General features: G+C 65.9%; 17 protein-coding genes and 2 pseudogenes. 17 read left to right on the top strand and 2 right to left on the bottom strand.

Annotation, left to right across the window (positions count from 1 at the left end; all coding sequences use genetic code 11):
* The 4 genes from ON44_RS20100 to ON44_RS20085 form a co-directional block, all read left to right on the top strand.
* On the top strand, positions 1–593 hold a 593-nt coding region (locus tag ON44_RS20100), incomplete at its 5' end, for an acyl-ACP desaturase (RefSeq protein ID WP_040692336.1).
* 105 nt (positions 594–698) lie between these two features.
* A complete protein-coding gene (locus ON44_RS20095) occupies positions 699–1,649 on the top strand; it encodes a hypothetical protein (RefSeq protein WP_040692335.1) in 951 nt (316 codons plus the stop codon).
* Between the two features lie 215 nt (positions 1,650–1,864).
* Positions 1,865–3,118, top strand: coding sequence for an adenylosuccinate synthetase (locus ON44_RS20090; protein WP_040692333.1), 1,254 nt, complete (start codon positions 1,865–1,867; stop codon positions 3,116–3,118).
* Positions 3,119–3,176: 58 nt separating this feature from the next.
* Entirely contained in the window at positions 3,177–3,803 is a 627-nt protein-coding gene (locus ON44_RS20085) for an NUDIX hydrolase (protein ID WP_040692330.1), read from the top strand.
* On the opposite strand, the pseudogene ON44_RS54045 reads toward ON44_RS20085, so the two are convergent.
* Positions 3,787–3,939: pseudogene (locus tag ON44_RS54045) on the bottom strand (YnfA family protein); the annotation flags it as partial. The gene ON44_RS20085 and the pseudogene ON44_RS54045 overlap by 17 nt on opposite strands.
* A 262-nt stretch (positions 3,940–4,201) precedes the next feature.
* Positions 4,202–4,321: pseudogene (locus ON44_RS52680) on the bottom strand (metallophosphoesterase family protein); the annotation flags it as partial.
* A gap of 263 nt (positions 4,322–4,584) precedes the next feature.
* Here ON44_RS52680 and ON44_RS20075 point away from each other — a divergent pair.
* The 13 genes from ON44_RS20075 to ON44_RS20015 all read left to right on the top strand — a co-directional run.
* Positions 4,585–5,556 carry an alkaline phosphatase family protein gene (locus ON44_RS20075; RefSeq protein WP_051182221.1) on the top strand — a complete coding sequence of 324 codons (972 nt, stop codon included), beginning with the start codon at positions 4,585–4,587 and terminating at the stop codon, positions 5,554–5,556.
* Between the two features lie 193 nt (positions 5,557–5,749).
* Positions 5,750–8,155: a RelA/SpoT family protein gene (locus tag ON44_RS20070; protein WP_040692327.1), complete on the top strand. Its 2,406-nt coding sequence runs from the start codon at positions 5,750–5,752 to the stop codon at positions 8,153–8,155.
* A gap of 330 nt (positions 8,156–8,485) precedes the next feature.
* Positions 8,486–10,114: a cutinase family protein gene (locus tag ON44_RS20065; protein WP_245567244.1), complete on the top strand. Its 1,629-nt coding sequence runs from the start codon at positions 8,486–8,488 to the stop codon at positions 10,112–10,114.
* 51 nt (positions 10,115–10,165) lie between these two features.
* Positions 10,166–11,101, top strand: a complete 936-nt coding sequence (locus ON44_RS20060; protein ID WP_040692326.1) for a DUF8176 domain-containing protein — start codon at positions 10,166–10,168, stop codon at positions 11,099–11,101.
* Between the two features lie 20 nt (positions 11,102–11,121).
* Positions 11,122–11,997 (top strand): MinD/ParA family ATP-binding protein, encoded by an 876-nt coding sequence (locus tag ON44_RS20055; RefSeq protein WP_040692323.1) that lies wholly within the window; start codon positions 11,122–11,124, stop codon positions 11,995–11,997.
* A complete protein-coding gene (locus ON44_RS20050; RefSeq protein WP_040692319.1) occupies positions 11,994–12,635 on the top strand; it encodes a hypothetical protein in 642 nt (213 codons plus the stop codon). The genes ON44_RS20055 and ON44_RS20050 overlap by 4 nt, the downstream gene beginning before the upstream one ends.
* Positions 12,636–12,660: 25 nt before the next feature.
* Positions 12,661–12,957: a hypothetical protein gene (locus ON44_RS20045; RefSeq protein WP_040692318.1), complete on the top strand. Its 297-nt coding sequence runs from the start codon at positions 12,661–12,663 to the stop codon at positions 12,955–12,957.
* A gap of 8 nt (positions 12,958–12,965) precedes the next feature.
* Positions 12,966–13,241 (top strand): hypothetical protein, encoded by a 276-nt coding sequence (locus ON44_RS20040; protein WP_245567243.1) that lies wholly within the window; start codon positions 12,966–12,968, stop codon positions 13,239–13,241.
* A 23-nt stretch (positions 13,242–13,264) separates the two neighbouring features.
* Positions 13,265–13,918, top strand: a complete 654-nt coding sequence (locus tag ON44_RS20035; protein ID WP_245567242.1) for a DUF8175 domain-containg protein — start codon at positions 13,265–13,267, stop codon at positions 13,916–13,918.
* A 73-nt stretch (positions 13,919–13,991) separates the two neighbouring features.
* Complete coding sequence (locus ON44_RS20030; protein ID WP_040692317.1) at positions 13,992–14,807, top strand: DUF8175 domain-containg protein; 816 nt, start codon at positions 13,992–13,994, stop codon at positions 14,805–14,807.
* Positions 14,801–15,661 (top strand): DUF8175 domain-containg protein, encoded by an 861-nt coding sequence (locus tag ON44_RS20025; protein ID WP_051182220.1) that lies wholly within the window; start codon positions 14,801–14,803, stop codon positions 15,659–15,661. Before ON44_RS20030 ends, ON44_RS20025 begins: the two co-directional genes overlap by 7 nt.
* Positions 15,655–17,139, top strand: coding sequence for a hypothetical protein (locus ON44_RS20020; protein ID WP_040692316.1), 1,485 nt, complete (start codon positions 15,655–15,657; stop codon positions 17,137–17,139). The genes ON44_RS20025 and ON44_RS20020 overlap by 7 nt, the downstream gene beginning before the upstream one ends.
* Positions 17,136–18,411, top strand: a 1,276-nt coding sequence (locus ON44_RS20015) for an SCO6880 family protein (RefSeq protein ID WP_040692337.1), incomplete at its 3' end; no start/stop codon positions are given. The genes ON44_RS20020 and ON44_RS20015, both read left to right, overlap by 4 nt.

Below are 18,411 nucleotides of genomic sequence, written 5' to 3'. Positions count from 1 at the left end.
GGGTGGACCCGGTGGCGCTGGAACATGCGCGGATGGTCTGCATGACAGCCGGGGTACAGCACCCGACCGGGGTGGACGACAATGGATTCCTACCCGGCGTCGCCTACGTGACTTTCCAGGAACTGGCGACCAGGGTCAGCCACCGCAATACCGGCCGGGTCTGCAACGACGCGATCGCCGACCGGATGCTGCAGCGCATTTCCGCCGACGAGAACCTGCACATGGTCTTCTACCGCAACCTGTGCGGTGCTGCCATAGATCTGGCTCCCGACCAAGCGCTGGCGGCGATCTCCGCGGTCATCCGCAACTTCCAGATGCCGGGTGCGGGTATGCCGAACTGGCGTCGCAACAGCGTGCTGATGGCCAAGCACGGCATCTACGATCTGCGCCAGCACCTCGAGGAGGTCGTAACACCGGTGCTGCGCAAGTGGAATATCTTCGAGCGCAATGATTTCGGGGCCCGCGGCGAACAGGCGCGTGAGGAGCTCGGCGTATTCCTCGAGCAGCTCGGCAAGGATGTGCTCAAGTTCGAGGAGCAGCGGGACCGGGCACTGGCGCGTGAGGCGCGCAAGCGCGAATGGCAGGACGCCTGAACTGATCCCGCTGGATTGATGATCTTGGTCTCGACCAGCGAACTCTTGACGATCGAAGTTTTAGTCGCATACACTAAAACTAAGTTCACGAGAGGAAGTGATGACATGGGATACGGACATTGGGACGACACCGCCTACCGCGCGGCCAAGACCTTCCGTGCCGGTCGAGGTCTGGACGACTTCGGATACACCGCGGAGATGCAGGGGCAGCCATATTCGGATTGGCGGGCGCATCCCGCGCTCGAACCGCTCGGCGTCACCGCGCGCGAATGCCGGGATTCGGTCGAGCACGGCAACTCGCTGCCGATCGCGGTGCTGTTCGACGTCACCGGATCGATGGGGCGGGTGCCGCGGATCATGCAGGACAAGCTCGGCAAATTGCACGGGCTGCTACAGCGCAAGGGCTATACGGAGGATCCGCAGATCATGTTCGGCGCCATCGGCGACGCCGATACCGACCGCGTGCCGCTGCAGGTCGGGCAGTTCGAATCCGACAACCGGATGGACGAGCAGTTGCGCAATATCCTGCTGGAGGGTGGCGGCGGCGGACAGAAGTCCGAAAGTTATGAACTGGCCGCGTATTTCATGGCCACCCATGTCGCGACCGACGCATGGGAGCGGCGCGGCAAGCGCGGCTACCTGTTCATCATCGGCGACGAGCTGAACAAGGCGAAGCTGGCGGGGCGGCATATCCGCGGCGTCATCGGCGATCACGTGCGCACCGATATCGAGGTCGCATCGATCTATCGGGAACTGGCCCAGCGCTGGCATGTGTACTACATCCTGCCGAACCAGTCGAACTACTTCGACGATCCCGAGATCGCCGAGCACTGGCGGGGGTTGCTCGGCCAGAACTTCATGAAGCTCGACGATCCCGCCGCGGTCTGTGAGCTCATCGCACTCACCATCGGGCTGGAGGAAGACCGCATCGACGTGCATACCGGACTGGCGGATCTGCGTGACGTGGGGTCGATGGCGGAGGCCGATTCGGTCGGAAAGGCATTGGGCGTCAAGGCGGGACCGAGTATCCGCGCCCTGTCACGGGGGCAGAGCTGAATCCGGAAGTGTTGGAGCGCTGCCGCTCCGATGGGGTTCGGCCCCGGACGGCTATCGCGCGGGCACGCTGCTGATCTGCCGCGCTGAGCCTGTGTCCGACGCCGCAGTGGCGCTCGGATGGCGGTGCACAGGTCCGAATCGTGGTGCGCAGCCGCCGCGGCTCGGGTCGAATGTCTGCGCTTTCGAACGTATCAATGGAAGGCAAGGGGTGAAAGGTGATTCCGTCTCACATTATCGTGCTCGACCTCGGGTTCGGGGATGCGGGGAAGGGAGCGACCGTCGATTGGCTGTGCTCACCGGAAGCGGGGCTGGACGTATCGGCAGTCGTGCGATTCAACGGCGGTGCGCAGGCCGCGCACAATGTGATCGCCGACGGTCGCCATCACACCTTCGCGCAGTTCGGATCCGGAACCTTTTCCGGTGTGCCGACGCTGCTCTCGCGGCACATGCTGGTCGAGCCGATCGCGCTGGCGAGTGAATCGCGGCAGCTGGCGGCACTCGGGGTGCGGGATCCGTTGTCGCTCTTGCGGATCGATGGTCGTGCATTGCTCACGACCCCGATCCATATCGCCGCCAACCGTGCGCGCGAGGATGCGAGGGGTTCCTCGCGGCACGGTTCTTGCGGTCGTGGCATCGGCGAAACAGCGAGTTACGCACTCGAATACGATGCGCCGACTGTCTCGGACTGCCTGCGCCCCGATGTGCTGTACGCCAAGCTGCAGGCGATGGCGGCACACTACGGGCCGCTGATCGCGCCGAGCGTGCACCGCTACGAAGCGATTCGCGATCTGGTCGATATGTACCGGGAATTCGCCGCCGCCGTACGCATCGTCGACGGCACCGAACTCGCCCGCCTAAACCAATGTGGCCGCTTGATTTTCGAAGGCGCACAAGGCGTTCTCCTCGACGAATGGCGCGGCTTCCACCCGCACACCACCTGGTCCACCGTCGAACCGCGCAACGCACGCGCCCTACTCGCCGAAATCGACGCCCCCGCATACACACTCGGCGTTACCCGCACCTACATGACCCGCCACGGCGCGGGACCATTCCCCACCGAAGACCGCACCATGGACATTCCCGAACCCCACAACACCACCGGCCGCTACCAGGGCCACTTCCGACGCGGCCACCTCGACCCCATTCTGCTTCGCTACGCCATCGAGGTCTCCGGGGGCATCGACGGCATCGCTCTCACCCACCTCGACGCACCCGGAACCGGTTACGCCGCAACGGCATACGAGACTCCGCGCGGGGCAATCGACCGTCTCGAACCGGGCCGCTGGCAAGACCTCGACCATCAACAGGACCTCACCGCCCTGCTGACCACGGCCGACCCGATCCTGACTGCCGTGCCAACCGACCCGGTGCTGTGGCTGGAACGTCAACTCGGTGCCCCGATAGTCCTGACCGCAGACGGCCCGGACCGTCGCAACCGGATCCCGACCCGGGTCGTCGCCGCTGCCTAGAACTTCGTTGGTGTGCCAATCGGTCGAAGCCGGCCGGGGTGCGGCAGGATGGGGCGGCGTGGAGCAATCCGTGGTTTCGGTTGATGTGGTGGCGTTGCGGTTCTGGTCCGACGATGCCGGGGTGACCGTGGGTATCGCAACGCGCGAGATGGAGCCGTTCACCGGGCAGTTGGCGCTGCCGGGGGTGCTGCTCGGCCGGGGGGAGCGGTTGGTCGCGGCGGCGCGGCGGGCGGTGCATACCAAGTTGGGCGTGCCCGAAGCGGCGATCGGGGCAGTCGGGCAGTTGGTGACCTTCGACGAACCCAATCGCGACCCACGCGGGCCGACGCTGTCCATCGCCATGTGGGCGGTGGTCGGGCCGCATGAGGGGCCCGCGCAATGGGTTTCGTTCGATGCGGTGCCCGCATTGGCCTTCGACCACAATCGCATCGTCGATGCCGCTCGCGGCCTACTGGCCCGTCTGCTCTGGAAGGATATGGTTTTCACCAGAGCGCTGACCGGCGACGAATTCCCGGCGACCCGCGCGGTCGAACTCAGCTCCTCCGTCCTCGGCGCCCGCCCCGACCCGGCCAACCTGAACCGCACCCTGGCCGCCATCTCTGGCCTGGAACGCACCACCGAACGCCGCCGCGTCAAAGCCACCGGCCGCCCCGCCGCCGTCTGGGCTTTCACCCCCGACGAATAACGCACCGCGTCAACATCTTCCACGCAGCGAGGTGGAATTCGTCGACGATCATGCCCCAGGCGAGGGCGCCGGCCACGAACACGCCACCGTAGGCGGCCAGGATGCGGCCGAAGTTCGGGTCCGGTTGGAAGGCAGGTCGGCCCGCGCCGCATCCGGGCGCGGTGCTCGGCGCTGCCCTCGTCGGGTGTGCCCGGGTAGTCGGGAAACCCACCGCTGCCACCCATCACACCGGCGATGCCGACCTGCCGCCCGCGCAGCTCGAGCGTGACCGCATCGCCGTCGAGCACATGCACGCCGAGTGCAGTGAGCATGGCCGCGATGCGGTACCCGAGCCGCCGATCGTGATCGTGATTGCCGAGCACCGCGACCACCGGCATTGCTGGTCCGGCGATCTCGGCGCACAGCAGATCCGTTTCGTGCGGCCCACCGCCCTCGGTGAGATCGCCGCCCAGCAGCAGCACGTCGGCGTTCAGTCGCAGGAAGTCCGGGCGGAAACGTCCCGCGACGGCATCGCGCATATGCAGATCCGCGACGGCGGCGATCCGGAGGGGTGCGGCGGGGGACATGGCGGTCAGCCAGCCACACGCTGGACGGCGTGTCAACCGGCTTCTGCTGTTCACCTCACCGATACACATCCGTGAGCAGTATGAATAGCTAATAGCTATCGCAAGTTCAATGGTTGTTCAGCAAGGCGACCGGTGATGGCGAGACCGATGAAACGTCCATGAACACTCACTCGGTGCGCTACCGAAAGGCACTGTCGTACCGGATCGTTCGGGATATGAGCGCGCGAACCGTCGCCACCACGTCCCTCGCACGCAGGCAACTCTTCTCCGGAGCCGTTGCCGTCGCGGCCGTTTCGACCGTCCTCGCCGCCGGACGCGCGCAGGCCGCCCCCCAAGCCGACAAGGTCGTCCTCATCGGACTCGACGGCACGATGTACCGCAAGATCGAGGAGGTGCGGGCGCCGAACCTGTTGCGGCTCAGCGCCGAAGGCACACTCGGCCGCGGCTCCATCGCCCCGCATATCTCCATCTCCGGCCCGTCCTGGGCCACCGTGCTCACCGGCGTCTGGGGCAGCAAACACGGCATCACCGACAACAACTTCGACGCCACCCCGTTCGCGAAATATCCGACGGTCTTCACCCGCCTCGAACGCCACGATCCGACCCTCAAAACCCAGTCCATCGCCACCTGGGATCAGATCGCCACCATGACGGCCAGCGGCGATCCACGTGCCGATGTCGTCATCTCCACCCCGCTCGTCCCCGATGACGACAACGAAAGCGCCACCGACGCCGCCACCACCGACAGCGTCGTCACCGCCATCACCAAATACGCCCCTGACTTCCTCTTCACCCATCTCGACCAGGTCGACCGCGCAGGCCACCAGCACGGCGGCGCGTCCAGCGAATACCGCGACGCCGTCACCCGCATCGACGCCCTCGTCGGCCGCATCGTCGCCGCCGTGGACGCGCGCGCTCGCGCCAACCCCGCCGAACGCTGGACCATCCTGGTCACCACCGACCACGGCCACCGGCCCAAGGGCGGCCACGGCGGCCAAACCCCCGACGAGACAGCCAGTTTCGTCATCGCCCGCGGCCCGAACTTCCTCGCGGGCGCGACCAGTTCCAGCTTCTCACTGGTCGATATCACCCCCACCGTGCTGGATATCTTCCAGGCCCCGCTCGACCCGAACTTCGACGGACAATCGCGCATCCGCCAGCCCGTTGAACCTTTTACGAGCCGATAGGGCACCTTTCGCACGCTCCGCTCGTTGTCGCCGCATACGATCGCCAGCGCCGCAATTCACCCGCGCAACCGGGGCATTTCCGACTCGGCAACCTCGGATCGGGCAGGTGACCTGCGCGCGGACTAAAGTTGTGGTCTGGGCGGTTGCAGCGGTCGGATACTGTGGTCCGATCGCGGCGTGGAGAGGTGGTGGCATGACTCAGCATCTGGGCGAGGCGAATGTCGAGCAATCGGCAGGTGCCCCGCAGTCGAATGGTGCGGCCGCCTCGGATGTGACCACGCCGAAACCGCAGATGAGCGGCGGTGCCGCACCGGCGCGTCAGCCCGGGACCACGGCCGCGGTCCCGACCTCCGCCTCGCGGCGGGTGCGCGCCCGCCTGGCCCGGCGCATGACCGGCCAGCGCGGTATCGCGGCGGTCAAACCGGTGCTCGAACCACTGGCCAGCGTGCACCGCGAGCTGTATCCGAAGGCGAATCTCACGCTGCTGCAGCGCGCCTTCGACGTGGCCGACGAGCGCCACGCCCACCAGTTCCGCAAGTCCGGTGATCCCTACATCACCCACCCGCTCGCGGTCGCCAATATCCTCGCCGAACTCGGCATGGACACCACCACACTGGTCGCGGCGCTGTTGCACGACACCGTGGAGGACACCGGCTACTCGCTCGAGCAGCTGACCGAGGACTTCGGCGCCGAGGTCGCGCATCTGGTCGACGGCGTCACCAAACTCGACAAGGTCAACCTGGGCGCCGCCGCCGAGGCCGAGACCATCCGCAAGATGATCATCGCGATGGCGCGCGACCCGCGCGTTCTGGTGATCAAGGTGGCCGACCGCCTGCACAACATGCGCACCATGCGCTTTCTGCCGCCGGAGAAGCAGGCGAAGAAGGCCAAGGAAACCCTCGAGGTGATTGCGCCGCTGGCGCACCGCCTCGGTATGGCCACGGTCAAATGGGAGCTCGAGGACCTCGCGTTCGCGATTCTGCACCCGAAGAAGTACGACGAGATCGTGCGCTTGGTCGCCGACCGCGCGCCGTCGCGCGATACCTACCTGGCGCGGGTGCGCGCGGAGATCGTGAATACGCTTGCGGCGTCGCGGATCAACGCGATCGTCGAGGGTCGGCCCAAGCACTACTGGTCGATCTACCAGAAGATGATCGTCAAGGGTAAGGACTTCGACGATATCCATGACCTGGTCGGCATCCGCATCCTGTGCGACGAGGTGCGCGACTGCTATGCGGCGGTCGGTGTCGTGCATTCGCTGTGGCAGCCGATGGCGGGCCGGTTCAAGGACTACATCGCCCAGCCGCGCTATGGCGTCTACCAGTCGCTGCACACCACGGTCGTCGGGCCCGACGGTAAGCCGCTGGAAGTGCAGATTCGCACCCAGGACATGCACCGCACCGCCGAATTCGGCATCGCCGCGCACTGGCGCTACAAGGAGACCCGCGGCAAGCATTCCAACGACTCCACCGAAGTCGACGATATGGCGTGGATGCGTCAACTGCTCGACTGGCAGCGCGAGGCCGCCGACCCGGCCGAATTCCTGGAGTCGTTGCGCTTCGACCTGAAGTCACCGGAGATCTTCGTGTTCACCCCGAAGGGTGATGTGATCACGTTGCCGCAGAAGTCGACTCCGGTCGATTTCGCGTACGCCGTGCATACCGAGGTCGGGCACCGCTGCATCGGCGCGCGGGTCAACGGCCGGCTGGTCGCACTGGAACGTCAGCTCGAAAATGGTGAGGTCGTCGAGGTATTCACCTCGAAGGCGCAGAACGCAGGACCCAGCCGCGACTGGCAGAACTTCGTGGTCTCTCCGCGCGCCAAGGCCAAGATCCGGCAGTGGTTCGCCAAGGAACGCCGCGAAGAGGCCCTGGAAAGCGGTAAGGAGCAGATCTCCAAGGAGGTCCGCCGCGTCGGGCTGCCGCTGCAGCGGTTGATGAGCGTGGACGCGATGACCGCCGTCGCGCACGAACTGCACTACACCGACATCTCCACCCTCTACACCGCCGTCGGTGAGCACCAGGTGTCCGCGCACCACGTCGTGCAGCGGTTGATGGCGCAACTCGGCGGCATCGGTGATGTCGAGAACGAGCTCGCCGAGCGCTCCACCCCGTCGACCACGCCGAGCCGACAGCGCGTGACCGGTGACGCAGGGGTGCTGATCCCCGGCGCGTCGGGCACGGTGGCGAAGCTGGCCAAGTGCTGCACTCCGGTCCCCGGTGACGAGATCATGGGCTTCGTGACCCGCGGCGGCGCGGTCAGCGTGCACCGCACCGACTGCACCAACGCCGGTTCCCTGCGCGAACAGGCCGAGCGCATCATCGATGTGGAGTGGGCGCCGTCGCCGTCTTCGGTGTTCCTGGTCGCCATCCAGATCGAGGCACTCGACCGCACCCGACTGCTGTCGGATGTGACCAAGGTGCTCGCCGATGAGAAGGTGAATATCCTGTCCGCCTCGGTCGCCACGCACGGCGACCGGGTCGCGATCAGCAAGTTCACCTTCGAGATGGGCGATCCGAAACACCTCGGCCACTTGCTGAATGTGGTGCGCAATGTGGAGGGTGTCTACGACGTCTACCGGGTGACCTCGGCCACCTAGAACCGCACCCGTCAACCTCGCTGGACATAGCCGGCGTACCCGCATGGAAAGTTGCGGTTGCCTACCCGGGTGGTTCGGCGTTCGCTGGAATGCGAAGTCCAGGTTGATGATTCGATTCGTCGCAGGGTCGCCGACCGGTTGCGGGGTGATTTTCGCCGTCGGAAACTTGTTGGATAATCCAGGATGGCACGCCGTGAACGGCCATGTGCCACTCGGCGGTTCGCGCAAACTTTTCGTCGAAGCCGCAGCAAGAGTCGGAATCTGTTACGGTCTATTGCGTTTCATGGCGTTTAGGTTAGCAGCGGCAACACGAATTGATTGCGGATCGCTATGGTGAACTACACGGCACGGATCTCGGGAATGCTGATCGCATTCGCCGTTGCTGTGGCGACCGCGGGGACCGCCGTAGCCGAACCGTCCGATTCCGCAGGCCCGACGACGAACATCGCCATCGGTACGTGCCCGGCACTGTACGCCTTGGGAATTCAGGGCACAGGCGAATCGTCACCCGATGCCGCGCCGACCACCGATACCGGCATGCTCTCCACGGTCTTCATGCCGATGCTGGCCAAGGCCGATCCCAGTCTGGTCGACCGCGCCTATGTCCCATACGAATCCGGTTTCGGCGGCGCGACCGCCGGTGGCACGGTGTCGTATGCGGAGTCGGTGATCGGCGGACTGCTCCGGCTGCGCTCGATGGCCCAGGATGTCGCGGCGCGCTGCACCGAGACCCGCTTGGCGATCGTAGGCTATTCGCAAGGCGCGCATGTGGCCTCGATGTTCGCCCAGGAGGTCGGCCAGGGCCATGGCGTGATCGCGCCCGAGAAGGTCGCTGCGGTCGCCTTGTTCGCCGATCCGACCCGCAATCCCGGTGCGCCGCTGTTTCCCGGCTCGCCGGGCAAGGCGACGCCGGAACCCGCACCGGGTACATCGGGGGACCGGGTCGCCTCCATCGCGGCACTGCCACAGGAGCCCGCGAGCGGCGGCGGAATCGGGCCGGAACGCGATAAGGCCCCCAATTTCGCCGCGCTCACCGGGCGTGTCGCGAGTTTCTGTGCCGCAGGCGATCTCGCGTGCGATGCGCCGGAGGGCGCGCCGATTCTGAAGGCAGTGGCGTCTATTGCGGGCCAGTCCAAGTTGAGTGGTGGCGACCCGATCGCGTCATTGGTTTCGATTTCCCAGGCACTGGCGTACACGTCTATCAAGACCGCCACCAAAGTTGTCAACGAGGATGTGCAGGGCAACTCACTCGCGAATTTGTCGATTTCACCGCAGAAGTCGATTTCGCAGCGCTTGGCCGATGCCGCCGATCCGCGCACGCCGTTGAATATTCCCGCGGCACTGCAGGCGCTGCTGAAGGTCGGCATGATCGGACTCAACGCGGTCGCGACAGTGGTCAAGTCGGTCATCAGCTCGGCCAATATCAGCCAGCTGGCCACCGCGGGTTTGGCCGATCCGGTCTCCGGAATCCTGCTATTCGGCACGAAATTGCTGGGCGCCATTCCGCAGTTGGTGCCGCCGACGACCGGTGCCCGATTGGTAACTCAGGCCTTCGACGCGGTGGTACAGAACATCACCGATAACAGCGAACTGCTCAATGTGACTACCTGGGTGCGCTATTGGGATACCGTGCAGCGCCACGGCGCCTACAGCACGGCGTCGGTCACCGCGACCGGTGATGCACCCACCCGATTCGTCGCGGACTGGTTCGCCGCGGCGGCACACGATCTGGCCGATAAATATGGCAGCGGAGCTGCGCCTATCGGTGGCAGCACGAAATCGACCACCGGATTCTTCGGAGAAAGTTCCGGCGCGTCGACTACGCCGAATTCGTCCGGTACGGGACAATTTCCGTTCGGGACAGGAGCCGATGGCACCTCATCCGGCGGCGCGACGTCGACTCCGCCCACCGTTGTACCCAGCACCGTAAACAACACCTACCCGTTCTCCACGAACTGATCGCAGAGAGGGTCCGATTATGCATGTGCCTCGCTCTGCGGGAATGGGGGAATGTTGAAGTCGTACAAACAGCTGTCGCGCTGGTACGGCGCGCTGGAGCCGGAGACGGGGGTAGCGGCCCCGAACCCCGATGAGCCGGGATTGCGGGATCCCGGTGACGAGGACGGTGCGCCCCGGTTTCCGCACTACATTCGCGAGGAGGATCCCGACGAGGTGCGCGCACGCAACGAGGTGCCCGCCGATCTGGCCTCCAGTCGCAGCGAATTCACCGGTGGGTGGTCGGATTGGGTGGCCGGACGCGCCCCCGGTCCCGATGACGACTACGTCGGTCCGCGCGATGGCGAACTTGTACAGTTCCCGTGGCCGGAGGACGACGACCACGACCACGTTCCGCGCGAACGGTCGACTCGCGCGACGCGCGCGCTGCGCCAGGAGGCGCGCGATCATCCGGCCGCGCGCCGGGCCCGGGTGATCGCGGTGCTCGTCGTGGCCGTACTGCTGTTGGCCGCAGCCGCCGCGGGCGCGGTGTTGTTCCTGCGCTCGTCCGGTGACCGCGCCGCCGCGCCGGTCGTGCCCTCGATGCAATTCACCGCGGGCAGTGTCCAATCCCGGGGTATCGCCGACTGTCCGACCGAACGCGGCGACCGCATCGTGCGCAGTGCCGAACCCGGCGGCACCGACTCCGGACCGGACGCGATCCTGGCGTTCCAATACGCCTACTACGTGGAACGCTCCGGCGAGCGGGTCAGGGCGGTGGTCGCCCCGGATTCGAATATCTCCTCGGCCACGGTGATCCAGCACGGCATCGACACCATTCCGCTGGGCACCACGCACTGCGTGCGGATCCAGACGATCACCGACGACCGGTATTCGGTCGAAGTCACCGAGTACCGACCCGGCGGCGCGCCCGCCACGTACAACAAGCAGACCGTCACCACGGTGGTGGTCGACGGCCGCACGCTCATCACGGGCGTCGCGGCCGGATGAAATAGGGAGAGCTGATAGCGATGGGAGACGACTGGAGCCGCTGGCTCGACGAGGCACCCGATGCGGGTGATCCGTCGGACCGGCACGCGCCTTCGAAGGCTCCGGTGGTGCGTCTGCGGCGTAAGGGCGGAGACAGCGAATCCGCGGAACCGGCGCAGCGTTCGATTCTGGTGGTCGGTGGCTGTGGTGGCGCGGGAACCACGACCACGGCCTTGGGCTTGGCCGGTGAACTCGGCACGACGGGCACCTCGACGGTGGCGGTGGACGCCACGGCGGCGGGCAGCGATCTGGCGCTACGCGGGGCCGATGAGCACCTGCATCCGATCAGCCTGCAATCGTGGTTGTACGGGCGCGGCAACGATGAGCCGGCGCCGTTGAAGGAGTGCCTGTCGCAGGCGAGTTCGGGCATCGGACTGCTCTGGCGCGACGCCGCGCCACTGCGTCGGCGTGCCACATATCTCACAGTTGCGCGCGCGATCTATGACGCCGGGTACACCGCCGTATACGACGGCGGCAACCCGATTGCCGGACGGCAGCTGAGACCATTGCTGGATGACGCGGATGTCGCTCTGGTACTTGCCATTCCGGCGCGCGCCGATGCCGCGAACCGGCTGCGGGTGACCCTGGAATGGCTCGACGACCAGTTCGGCGATTCGGCCGAGGGGCAGGGCGCGGGCATCGTCGGCGATACCACAATCGTTGTCTCACACCAGCTCCCCGGCGCGGACTCGCATGTTGCCGACCATTTGCGCGAGCACCTTTCCGGCTGGGTTCGTGATATCAGGGAGATTCCCTACGATCCGCATTTGGCGCGCGGTGAACTTGTTCGCCACGCATCGCTGGCTTCGGAGACGCGCCGGGCTTATGGGCGGCTGCTCGCCGGAGTGGCATCATGACGGCCGCCATGAAACTTCGTCGCCAGTCCGAAGCCGCCCAGGCCGGTGTGGTCGCCCCACCGGAGTCCCGTCGCGCGCCCATTTGGGACCGTCCCGTACCCGGCGTCGGCCGGGCGCCGCTGTGGTGGCTGCTAGGTGTGCACGGCGGTGCCGGAGCCAGTAGCCTCGCGCGTGTGCTTGCGCCCGCGGCGGATTCGGGCCGCCGCTGGCCCGGCGTTTTCGACCGCGAATCGCCCTTCGTCGTCCTGGTGGCTCGCGAGACCATCGCTGGGCTCACTCGTGCGCATGATCTTCTGCGCCAACATCATTCAGGTTTCGCTGGCGCCTGTGAGGTCCTCGGGCTGATCACGGTCGCGGCTCGTCCCGGGCGCATGCCCGCCGAAATCCGCCGCTACCGCGATGTGGTCGGCTCCCTGGCCGGTCAGGTCTGGCAGGTTCCGTGGTACGAGGAATGGACCCTCGTCGAACCGGAGAGCCTGCCGATCTGGACCCCGGGCGACGACATACCGCAGAAGAAAAAACGGATCGACCCGCTCGAGGAAGTTCCGCTCGAGATCCGGGAGCTCGGGGCCGATATCGTTGCGGTCGTGCGCGAAAACTTGGACAGCAGTGCATCTTTCGATGAGGGCCACCGTTGACCACCACTACCAAGAAAGGCAGCCGATGAGCATGATTCTCCTTGCCGTGCAGGACACGTACGGCACTGTCCTGGCTCAGGTCGGTAACCCGACACCGGAGGCGCCTCCCGGCTCGGAGAAGATCCTGCAGCTGGTCCGCTACCTCACCTGGTTCGTGTTGCTCTCCGGTATCTGCGGAATCACCTACGCGGGTGGCAAATTCGCGTGGGAGAAGTGGACCGGTGGTGGGCTCGAATCGCCGAAGATGGTGGCCGGAGCCATGATCGGCGGCGTCGTCGCGACGAGCGCGGGCACCATCATGAACGCCGTCATCGGGACCTGATGTCGGCGATGGCTACCGTGCGAATGTCGGCGGCGGAACTGCTTGCCTACAAACAGATGCCCGCCGAAGTGCTGCAACCGCTGATGCAGCTGCTGAACTGGCTGCTCTGGTTCGTACTGCTGGTGTGCCTGGCGTGGATGATCGTCTCCGCGGGCCGCCTGTGGATCGCGTTCCGGAGCGACCTGGCGATGAACGACGCCTCGCACGGTGTATTGATGAGTCTGCTCGGGGCGGCTGTGGCGAGCACGGCTTCGGGGATCGCGTTGGCGTTCCTGCCGACGTGAACGGGGATGGGGACGGCCCTGGGATGATTTCCACAGTTGTGCGGGAGCAACCCGGCGTGTGGCGGCGCGGCGTTCGCAAGCCCGCTGCCGGTGCGTTCGGTGCTGCTCTGCTACTGGCGGCGGTCGGCTGCAGCGCCGGTGACGGTGATTCCGGCCCGAATCTGACGGCCGCGCCGACCCATGTGCGGTGGCAGCCGTTCCAGGGCGTGGCGCTCCCGAGTGCCGACCAGGGGCCGAAGCAGGTATCCGACGGCGCCGCAACGGGTTTCGAGCATTCGCCGATCGGTGCCGCCTTGGCGGCGATCGTGCACACGGTGCGATTGTCGGTGGCCGCCGACAGTCAATGGGCCGAGATCGTGCGCCAAGAGGTGGTTCCGAACAAGGCCAGAGACGAGTGGGCGGTCAGCCGGGTGCAGCTCTCGATCACTGGTCCGGCCGCGCCCGAATATGCGCCGAGAGTGCTCGGATACAAGATCACCGGCTACACCGATGCGGCCTCCGCTGTCGACGTCTATACCGAATATTCGGACAACTCGAAGGCGGTGAACCACACCACTGTCGAATGGTTCGGCAACGACTGGAGATTACGACTGCCGGATCCCGACTCGACCGCCCGGCCCATCGAGGCGGTCGATGAATTGCCCACGGACATAGTGAAATTGGAGGCACCGGCATGAGCGAGCGCAGCGATCGAATCATGTCGCAGCGTGCTTCGCTCATGACGGAGCCGAGCGTCGGCGAGGTGGAGTCATGAGTGAGAAGGAGTCGTACGCGCGCGATCGCGTCTCCTTCGGCGTCGTCGCGTCCGCTGCCGTGCTGGTGCTCATCGTGGTCGTCGGCGTATTCGTGTATGTGAGCCGGGACGATTCGGGTTCGGGTGGTGACAAGGCCGCCGCCGCAGTCGATTCCGGCGGTGAGGGCTTCGCGACCCCTGAGGTGGATATCCTGGGCAGGCGCGTCGATATTCCGAACAACCCTGCCGGACAACCACTTCCGCAGGATCCGACCCGGCAGCGCAGGCCGTCGGACGCGGACTGGCTGACCGCGGCACCCGAGGGCACCACCGCACCGCACGGTTGGCAGCGCGTCTACGGCGCCTCGGTCCCGTTCTCCACCTCCGACGGACCGACCCACATCGAAGACGGTCTGGCCGTGGGCTATTCGCACACCCCGCAGGGGGCGGTGCTCGCAGCGGCCCAGATCACCTATCGCCTCAACGCCCGCCCCGCCGACCGCGACCTCTACGTCCGCCAGGTCCGCGTCTCGGCCCAGCAGATCGCCGCCTACGACAAGGCCCTGTCCCAGGACAAACTCCCGCAGCAGCAGCCGGAGAAGGTGACAAAGTATTTCGTCGCCTCGGACGCGTTCAAGGTCGAGAACTATGCGGACGATCTGGCGATCATTCAGTTGGCCACCCGTGGCCAGGTGGTCGATGGCAAGCAACTGTGGGCGGCCCTGCGATTGGTGATGATCTGGGACGCGGGGGACTGGCGGCTGAAGCCGGCGACCTCCAATAACCCGCAGACCGAATACGTCGAGTCGTTGAACGGGTGGACCAAATGGTGACCATGGGGCCCGGATCCGGTCCGGCAGGCAAACGTTCGCCGCTCGCGATGCTGGGCGTCGGCGCATTGCTTGCCGTGGTCGTCGCGGTCGCCGTGACCGTGGTCGCGATGCGAGACAATGCCGCCGGGGGTGACCAGGTATCGAAGACCGGCACGAGTTCGGGCAGTGTCCCTGTCAGCGCCTCCGCCACCGCGGGGGCCGCCGGATTCAGCGGCTCCGACGTGGATTCGTTCGGCCATCATTTCGATATTCCGAACAGTCCTGCCGGACAACCGCTTTCGGAGTCTGTTGCGCCGCGTCAGCCCGCCGACGCCGACTGGCTGTCCGGCGCTCCGGGTGGCACAGGTCAGCAGGGTGGTTGGCAGCGGGTGTACAGCGGCCCGGTGATCCCGTTCTCGACGACCGACGGCCCGACCCGCATCGACAATGACATACCGATCGGATTCACTCGTACCCCGCAGGGAGCCGCGCTCGCGGCCGAGCAGATCTACTGGCGCACCGTGGCACGTCCGACCGATCGGGCACTGTGGCAGCAGTTGGTGATCCTGTCGGACCAGGAGCAGACCGATCGCGACCGAAAGATCGCCGACGGCAAGATCCCGAATGAACTACCCGACAACATCAGACCGTTGTTGTTCGCCTCCGACGCATTCCGAATCGAAAGCTATGGTGACGATTTCGCTGTGGTACGCATCGCCCGCAAGACCCGTGATTTCCTGCACGGTGGGCGCAGTTGGGTCGCCATGAGACTAAATGTGCTCTGGCGCGATGGTGGTTGGAAACTCAAGTCGTCCACGAGTGATGCACAGCCGCTCGAGACGATCGACTCGATCGATGGGTGGACAAAATGGTGAGGCGGGTTGTCACGATCCTCGCGGTCATCTTCACTGTCATGATCGCGACACCGACGGTGGCGTACGGTCAGACCTACGGATTCGACGATACGTGCAACGAATTGCACGACACGCTCGACAACGTCGGTCTGCCCGGGTTCTCGCTCGGTGACGCCGCGTCGGCCGCGTGCAAGGCGGGCAATGCCGCCTCGCACCCGGGCAGCGCCGCGAACGCGGTCAAGGACAAGGCATGGGATTCGACCTTCGGCAAGGTCGTCGATTCGCTGATGAACGGCCTCGGTGAGGCCATCATCCTCGCGCTGACCTTCTGGATGAAGGTCCCCAACGAGGCGGCCAGTGATTCGGGTTCGTTGTTCGTCAAGATCAACGACTACACCTATCAAGCGCAGATATTGCTGCTCATAGCCTCGGTGATATTGTCCGGCGCCAGATTGGCCGAGGCCAGACGCGGCGCCGTCATGAATGAGGCGGCCGAATCGTTCCGCATGTTCACGCGGGTGGTTTTCAGTTCCTGGATGCTCGGCGCCGTCATCGTCGCGGGCACGCAGGCCTCGGATCGCTTCTCCGAGTGGATCATCAATGATTCGACCAACGGCAATGCCAAGGATCTGGCCGAGCTGATGGTGAAAACCAGTAAGCTGCAGGCATTCTCGCCGGGTCTGGTCTTGATCATCGCGATCGTCGGACTGCTCGGCGCACTGGCACAGATTGTGCTCGCCATCGTGCGTCAGGGTCTGCTGATCATCGCGGCGGGTGTGCTGCCATTGGCTGCGGCCGCATCCGGGATGAATATCGGCAAACAGTCATATCAGAAGCTGATCGGCTGGATCATCGCGTTCATGCTCTGGAAGCCGGTGGCCGCTATCGTCTACATGATCGCGTTCACCACCGCGGGCCATGTGGATTCGCTGACCGATACCGGCGGACTGCCCGAAGGCGAACAGGCACAACGGATGTTGGTCGCTATCGTGCTGCTGTGCAGTGTCGCGTTCGTGCTGCCCGCGCTGATGCGGTTGGTCACGCCGGCGGTCGCGATCGTGGGTAGCGGTGGTTCCGGTCTCACCGCGGCCGGCGGAACCTTGCTCGCGGTGGGCGCTTTGGGTGCGATGGGTACCAAGGCCGTCTCGGTCAAAGGTGCCGCACCGGGCTCGGCGGGTTACGTCAGCGGTACCTCCACCGGTCCGCGTCCACCGGGTGGTGCGGGTGGTCCGCGCGGCGGCGGTGGCGCGCCGCGCCCGGTCCCGCCACGCGGCGGTGGTGGTGGCGGCGGAGCAGCGGCGGGCGGGGCTCCGCGCGCCTCCGCCCCGCAGGGCGGGGCGGGGGTACCGTCCGGTGCGTCGAGGGCGGCGGGTGCGATCGGCGTGGCCCGCGCGGCGACCGCGCCGCTGAACCGAGCCGATGAAGCCATGGGTGATGTGGCGGGCGACCGCTGGGCGAACCGTTCGCCCGACCTCGGGAGGAGCACCATTCCGCGATGACGATGACGACGAGCGATACCTACGAGCGCCGCTCGTACGGGCTGTGGCAGAAGCCGCGCAGCGCAGGCCTTTTCGGTCTGCGCTGGGAAGAGACCGTCATCGGCTTCGTCGTCGTGATCACGGCCCTGATCTGCGCCATGGTCGGCGGCTTCAAATGGGGTCTGATCGTGGGCGGCACCGGTGTTGTCGTGATGGTTCCACTGGTGTGGCGGACGGGGGGCCGCTCCGGATACGAGAACGGATTGATGATGTTCAACTGGATGCGCTCACGCAACCGCGGTGAGCATGTGTATCGCGGCGGCCGGTTCTCGCGGATTCCAGGCGGTGTCACGCGGCTACCCGGTCTGCTCGCGCCCTCGAAGCTCTACGAGGGCATCGATGCGGGCGGCTACAGCTTCGGCATGATCCACCTACCGCAATTCGCCCAGTACACAGTGGTTTTGCGAGCTTGGCCGCAGGGGCACGAGGCGGTGGACCAGCCGGTCATCGATCGCTGGGTCTCGGCCTGGGGCACTTTTCTCGCCTCGGTCGGCCAGACCAGTGACATCGTTGCCGTCGTCCCGGTGATCGATACCGTGCCCGAGACGGGGAACCGGCTGCTCACCGAGGTCTCCACTATCACCCGTCCGGAAGCGCCGGAGTTGGCGCAGCAGGTGATGTACGAACTCGCCACCGAGTTGCCGCAGGAACGGGTGCAACTGCTGCCGCGCGTTGCGATCACCTTCAAGGCGACCACCGCCGAGCGCCGCAAGAATCCGGCCGAGGAGGCCGTCGAGATCGGGCGCAGGCTCCCCGGAATCTGTGCCGCGCTGGCCGAGGCAGGTGTGCGCGCTCAGCCGATGTCGGCCGATGAGGTCATCTCGTTCATACGGCGCAGTTACGATCCCGCCTCGCAGGCCGATCTCGAGGTCGCCTCGGGCGAACCCGAGGGGCACGGACTGGATTGGGCCGACGCCGGACCGGTCTCGCACGACGAGAAGTGGGATCATCTCGTGCACGACGGTGGCCGCTCGGTCACCTGGGAGATGGACGCCGCACCCGAGGGCGCGGTGGACGAGCGAGTGCTGCAGCGGCTGCTCGCGCCGAATCCCGAAGTGCCACGCAAGCGCATCGCCATCGTGTACCGTCCGCATTCGGCCGCCGACGCTGCCGAAATCGTCGACGACGATTTCAAGAACGCGCTGGTGGCCCAGCAGAGTGAACGCGGTGTCGTCTCGGCGGCCGCGACCCTGCGGGTGGGCGCCACCCAGCAGGCCCGTGAGGAACAAGCCC

Origin of the sequence: Nocardia vinacea NBRC 16497 (genome assembly GCF_000308835.1) — a bacterium.
Lineage (GTDB): Bacteria > Actinomycetota > Actinomycetes > Mycobacteriales > Mycobacteriaceae > Nocardia > Nocardia vinacea.
The sequence above is the reverse complement of the archived record's forward strand: the minus strand, read 5'-3'. Positions and strand labels throughout refer to the sequence as shown.

What these genes read in the sequence shown, in the direction of transcription:
- ON44_RS20095 (WP_040692335.1), top strand. Translation starts at nt 699, where the DNA reads ATGGGATACGGACATTGGGACGACACCGCCTACCGCGCGGCCAAGACC.
- ON44_RS20075 (WP_051182221.1), top strand. Translation starts at nt 4,585, where the DNA reads ATGAGCGCGCGAACCGTCGCCACCACGTCCCTCGCACGCAGGCAACTC.
- ON44_RS20070 (WP_040692327.1), top strand. Translation starts at nt 5,750, where the DNA reads ATGACTCAGCATCTGGGCGAGGCGAATGTCGAGCAATCGGCAGGTGCC.
- ON44_RS20065 (WP_245567244.1), top strand. Translation starts at nt 8,486, where the DNA reads ATGGTGAACTACACGGCACGGATCTCGGGAATGCTGATCGCATTCGCC.
- ON44_RS20060 (WP_040692326.1), top strand. Translation starts at nt 10,166, where the DNA reads ATGTTGAAGTCGTACAAACAGCTGTCGCGCTGGTACGGCGCGCTGGAG.
- ON44_RS20055 (WP_040692323.1), top strand. Translation starts at nt 11,122, where the DNA reads ATGGGAGACGACTGGAGCCGCTGGCTCGACGAGGCACCCGATGCGGGT.
- ON44_RS20050 (WP_040692319.1), top strand. Translation starts at nt 11,994, where the DNA reads ATGACGGCCGCCATGAAACTTCGTCGCCAGTCCGAAGCCGCCCAGGCC.
- ON44_RS20045 (WP_040692318.1), top strand. Translation starts at nt 12,661, where the DNA reads ATGAGCATGATTCTCCTTGCCGTGCAGGACACGTACGGCACTGTCCTG.
- ON44_RS20040 (WP_245567243.1), top strand. Translation starts at nt 12,966, where the DNA reads ATGGCTACCGTGCGAATGTCGGCGGCGGAACTGCTTGCCTACAAACAG.
- ON44_RS20035 (WP_245567242.1), top strand. Translation starts at nt 13,265, where the DNA reads ATGATTTCCACAGTTGTGCGGGAGCAACCCGGCGTGTGGCGGCGCGGC.
- ON44_RS20030 (WP_040692317.1), top strand. Translation starts at nt 13,992, where the DNA reads ATGAGTGAGAAGGAGTCGTACGCGCGCGATCGCGTCTCCTTCGGCGTC.
- ON44_RS20025 (WP_051182220.1), top strand. Translation starts at nt 14,801, where the DNA reads ATGGTGACCATGGGGCCCGGATCCGGTCCGGCAGGCAAACGTTCGCCG.
- ON44_RS20020 (WP_040692316.1), top strand. Translation starts at nt 15,655, where the DNA reads ATGGTGAGGCGGGTTGTCACGATCCTCGCGGTCATCTTCACTGTCATG.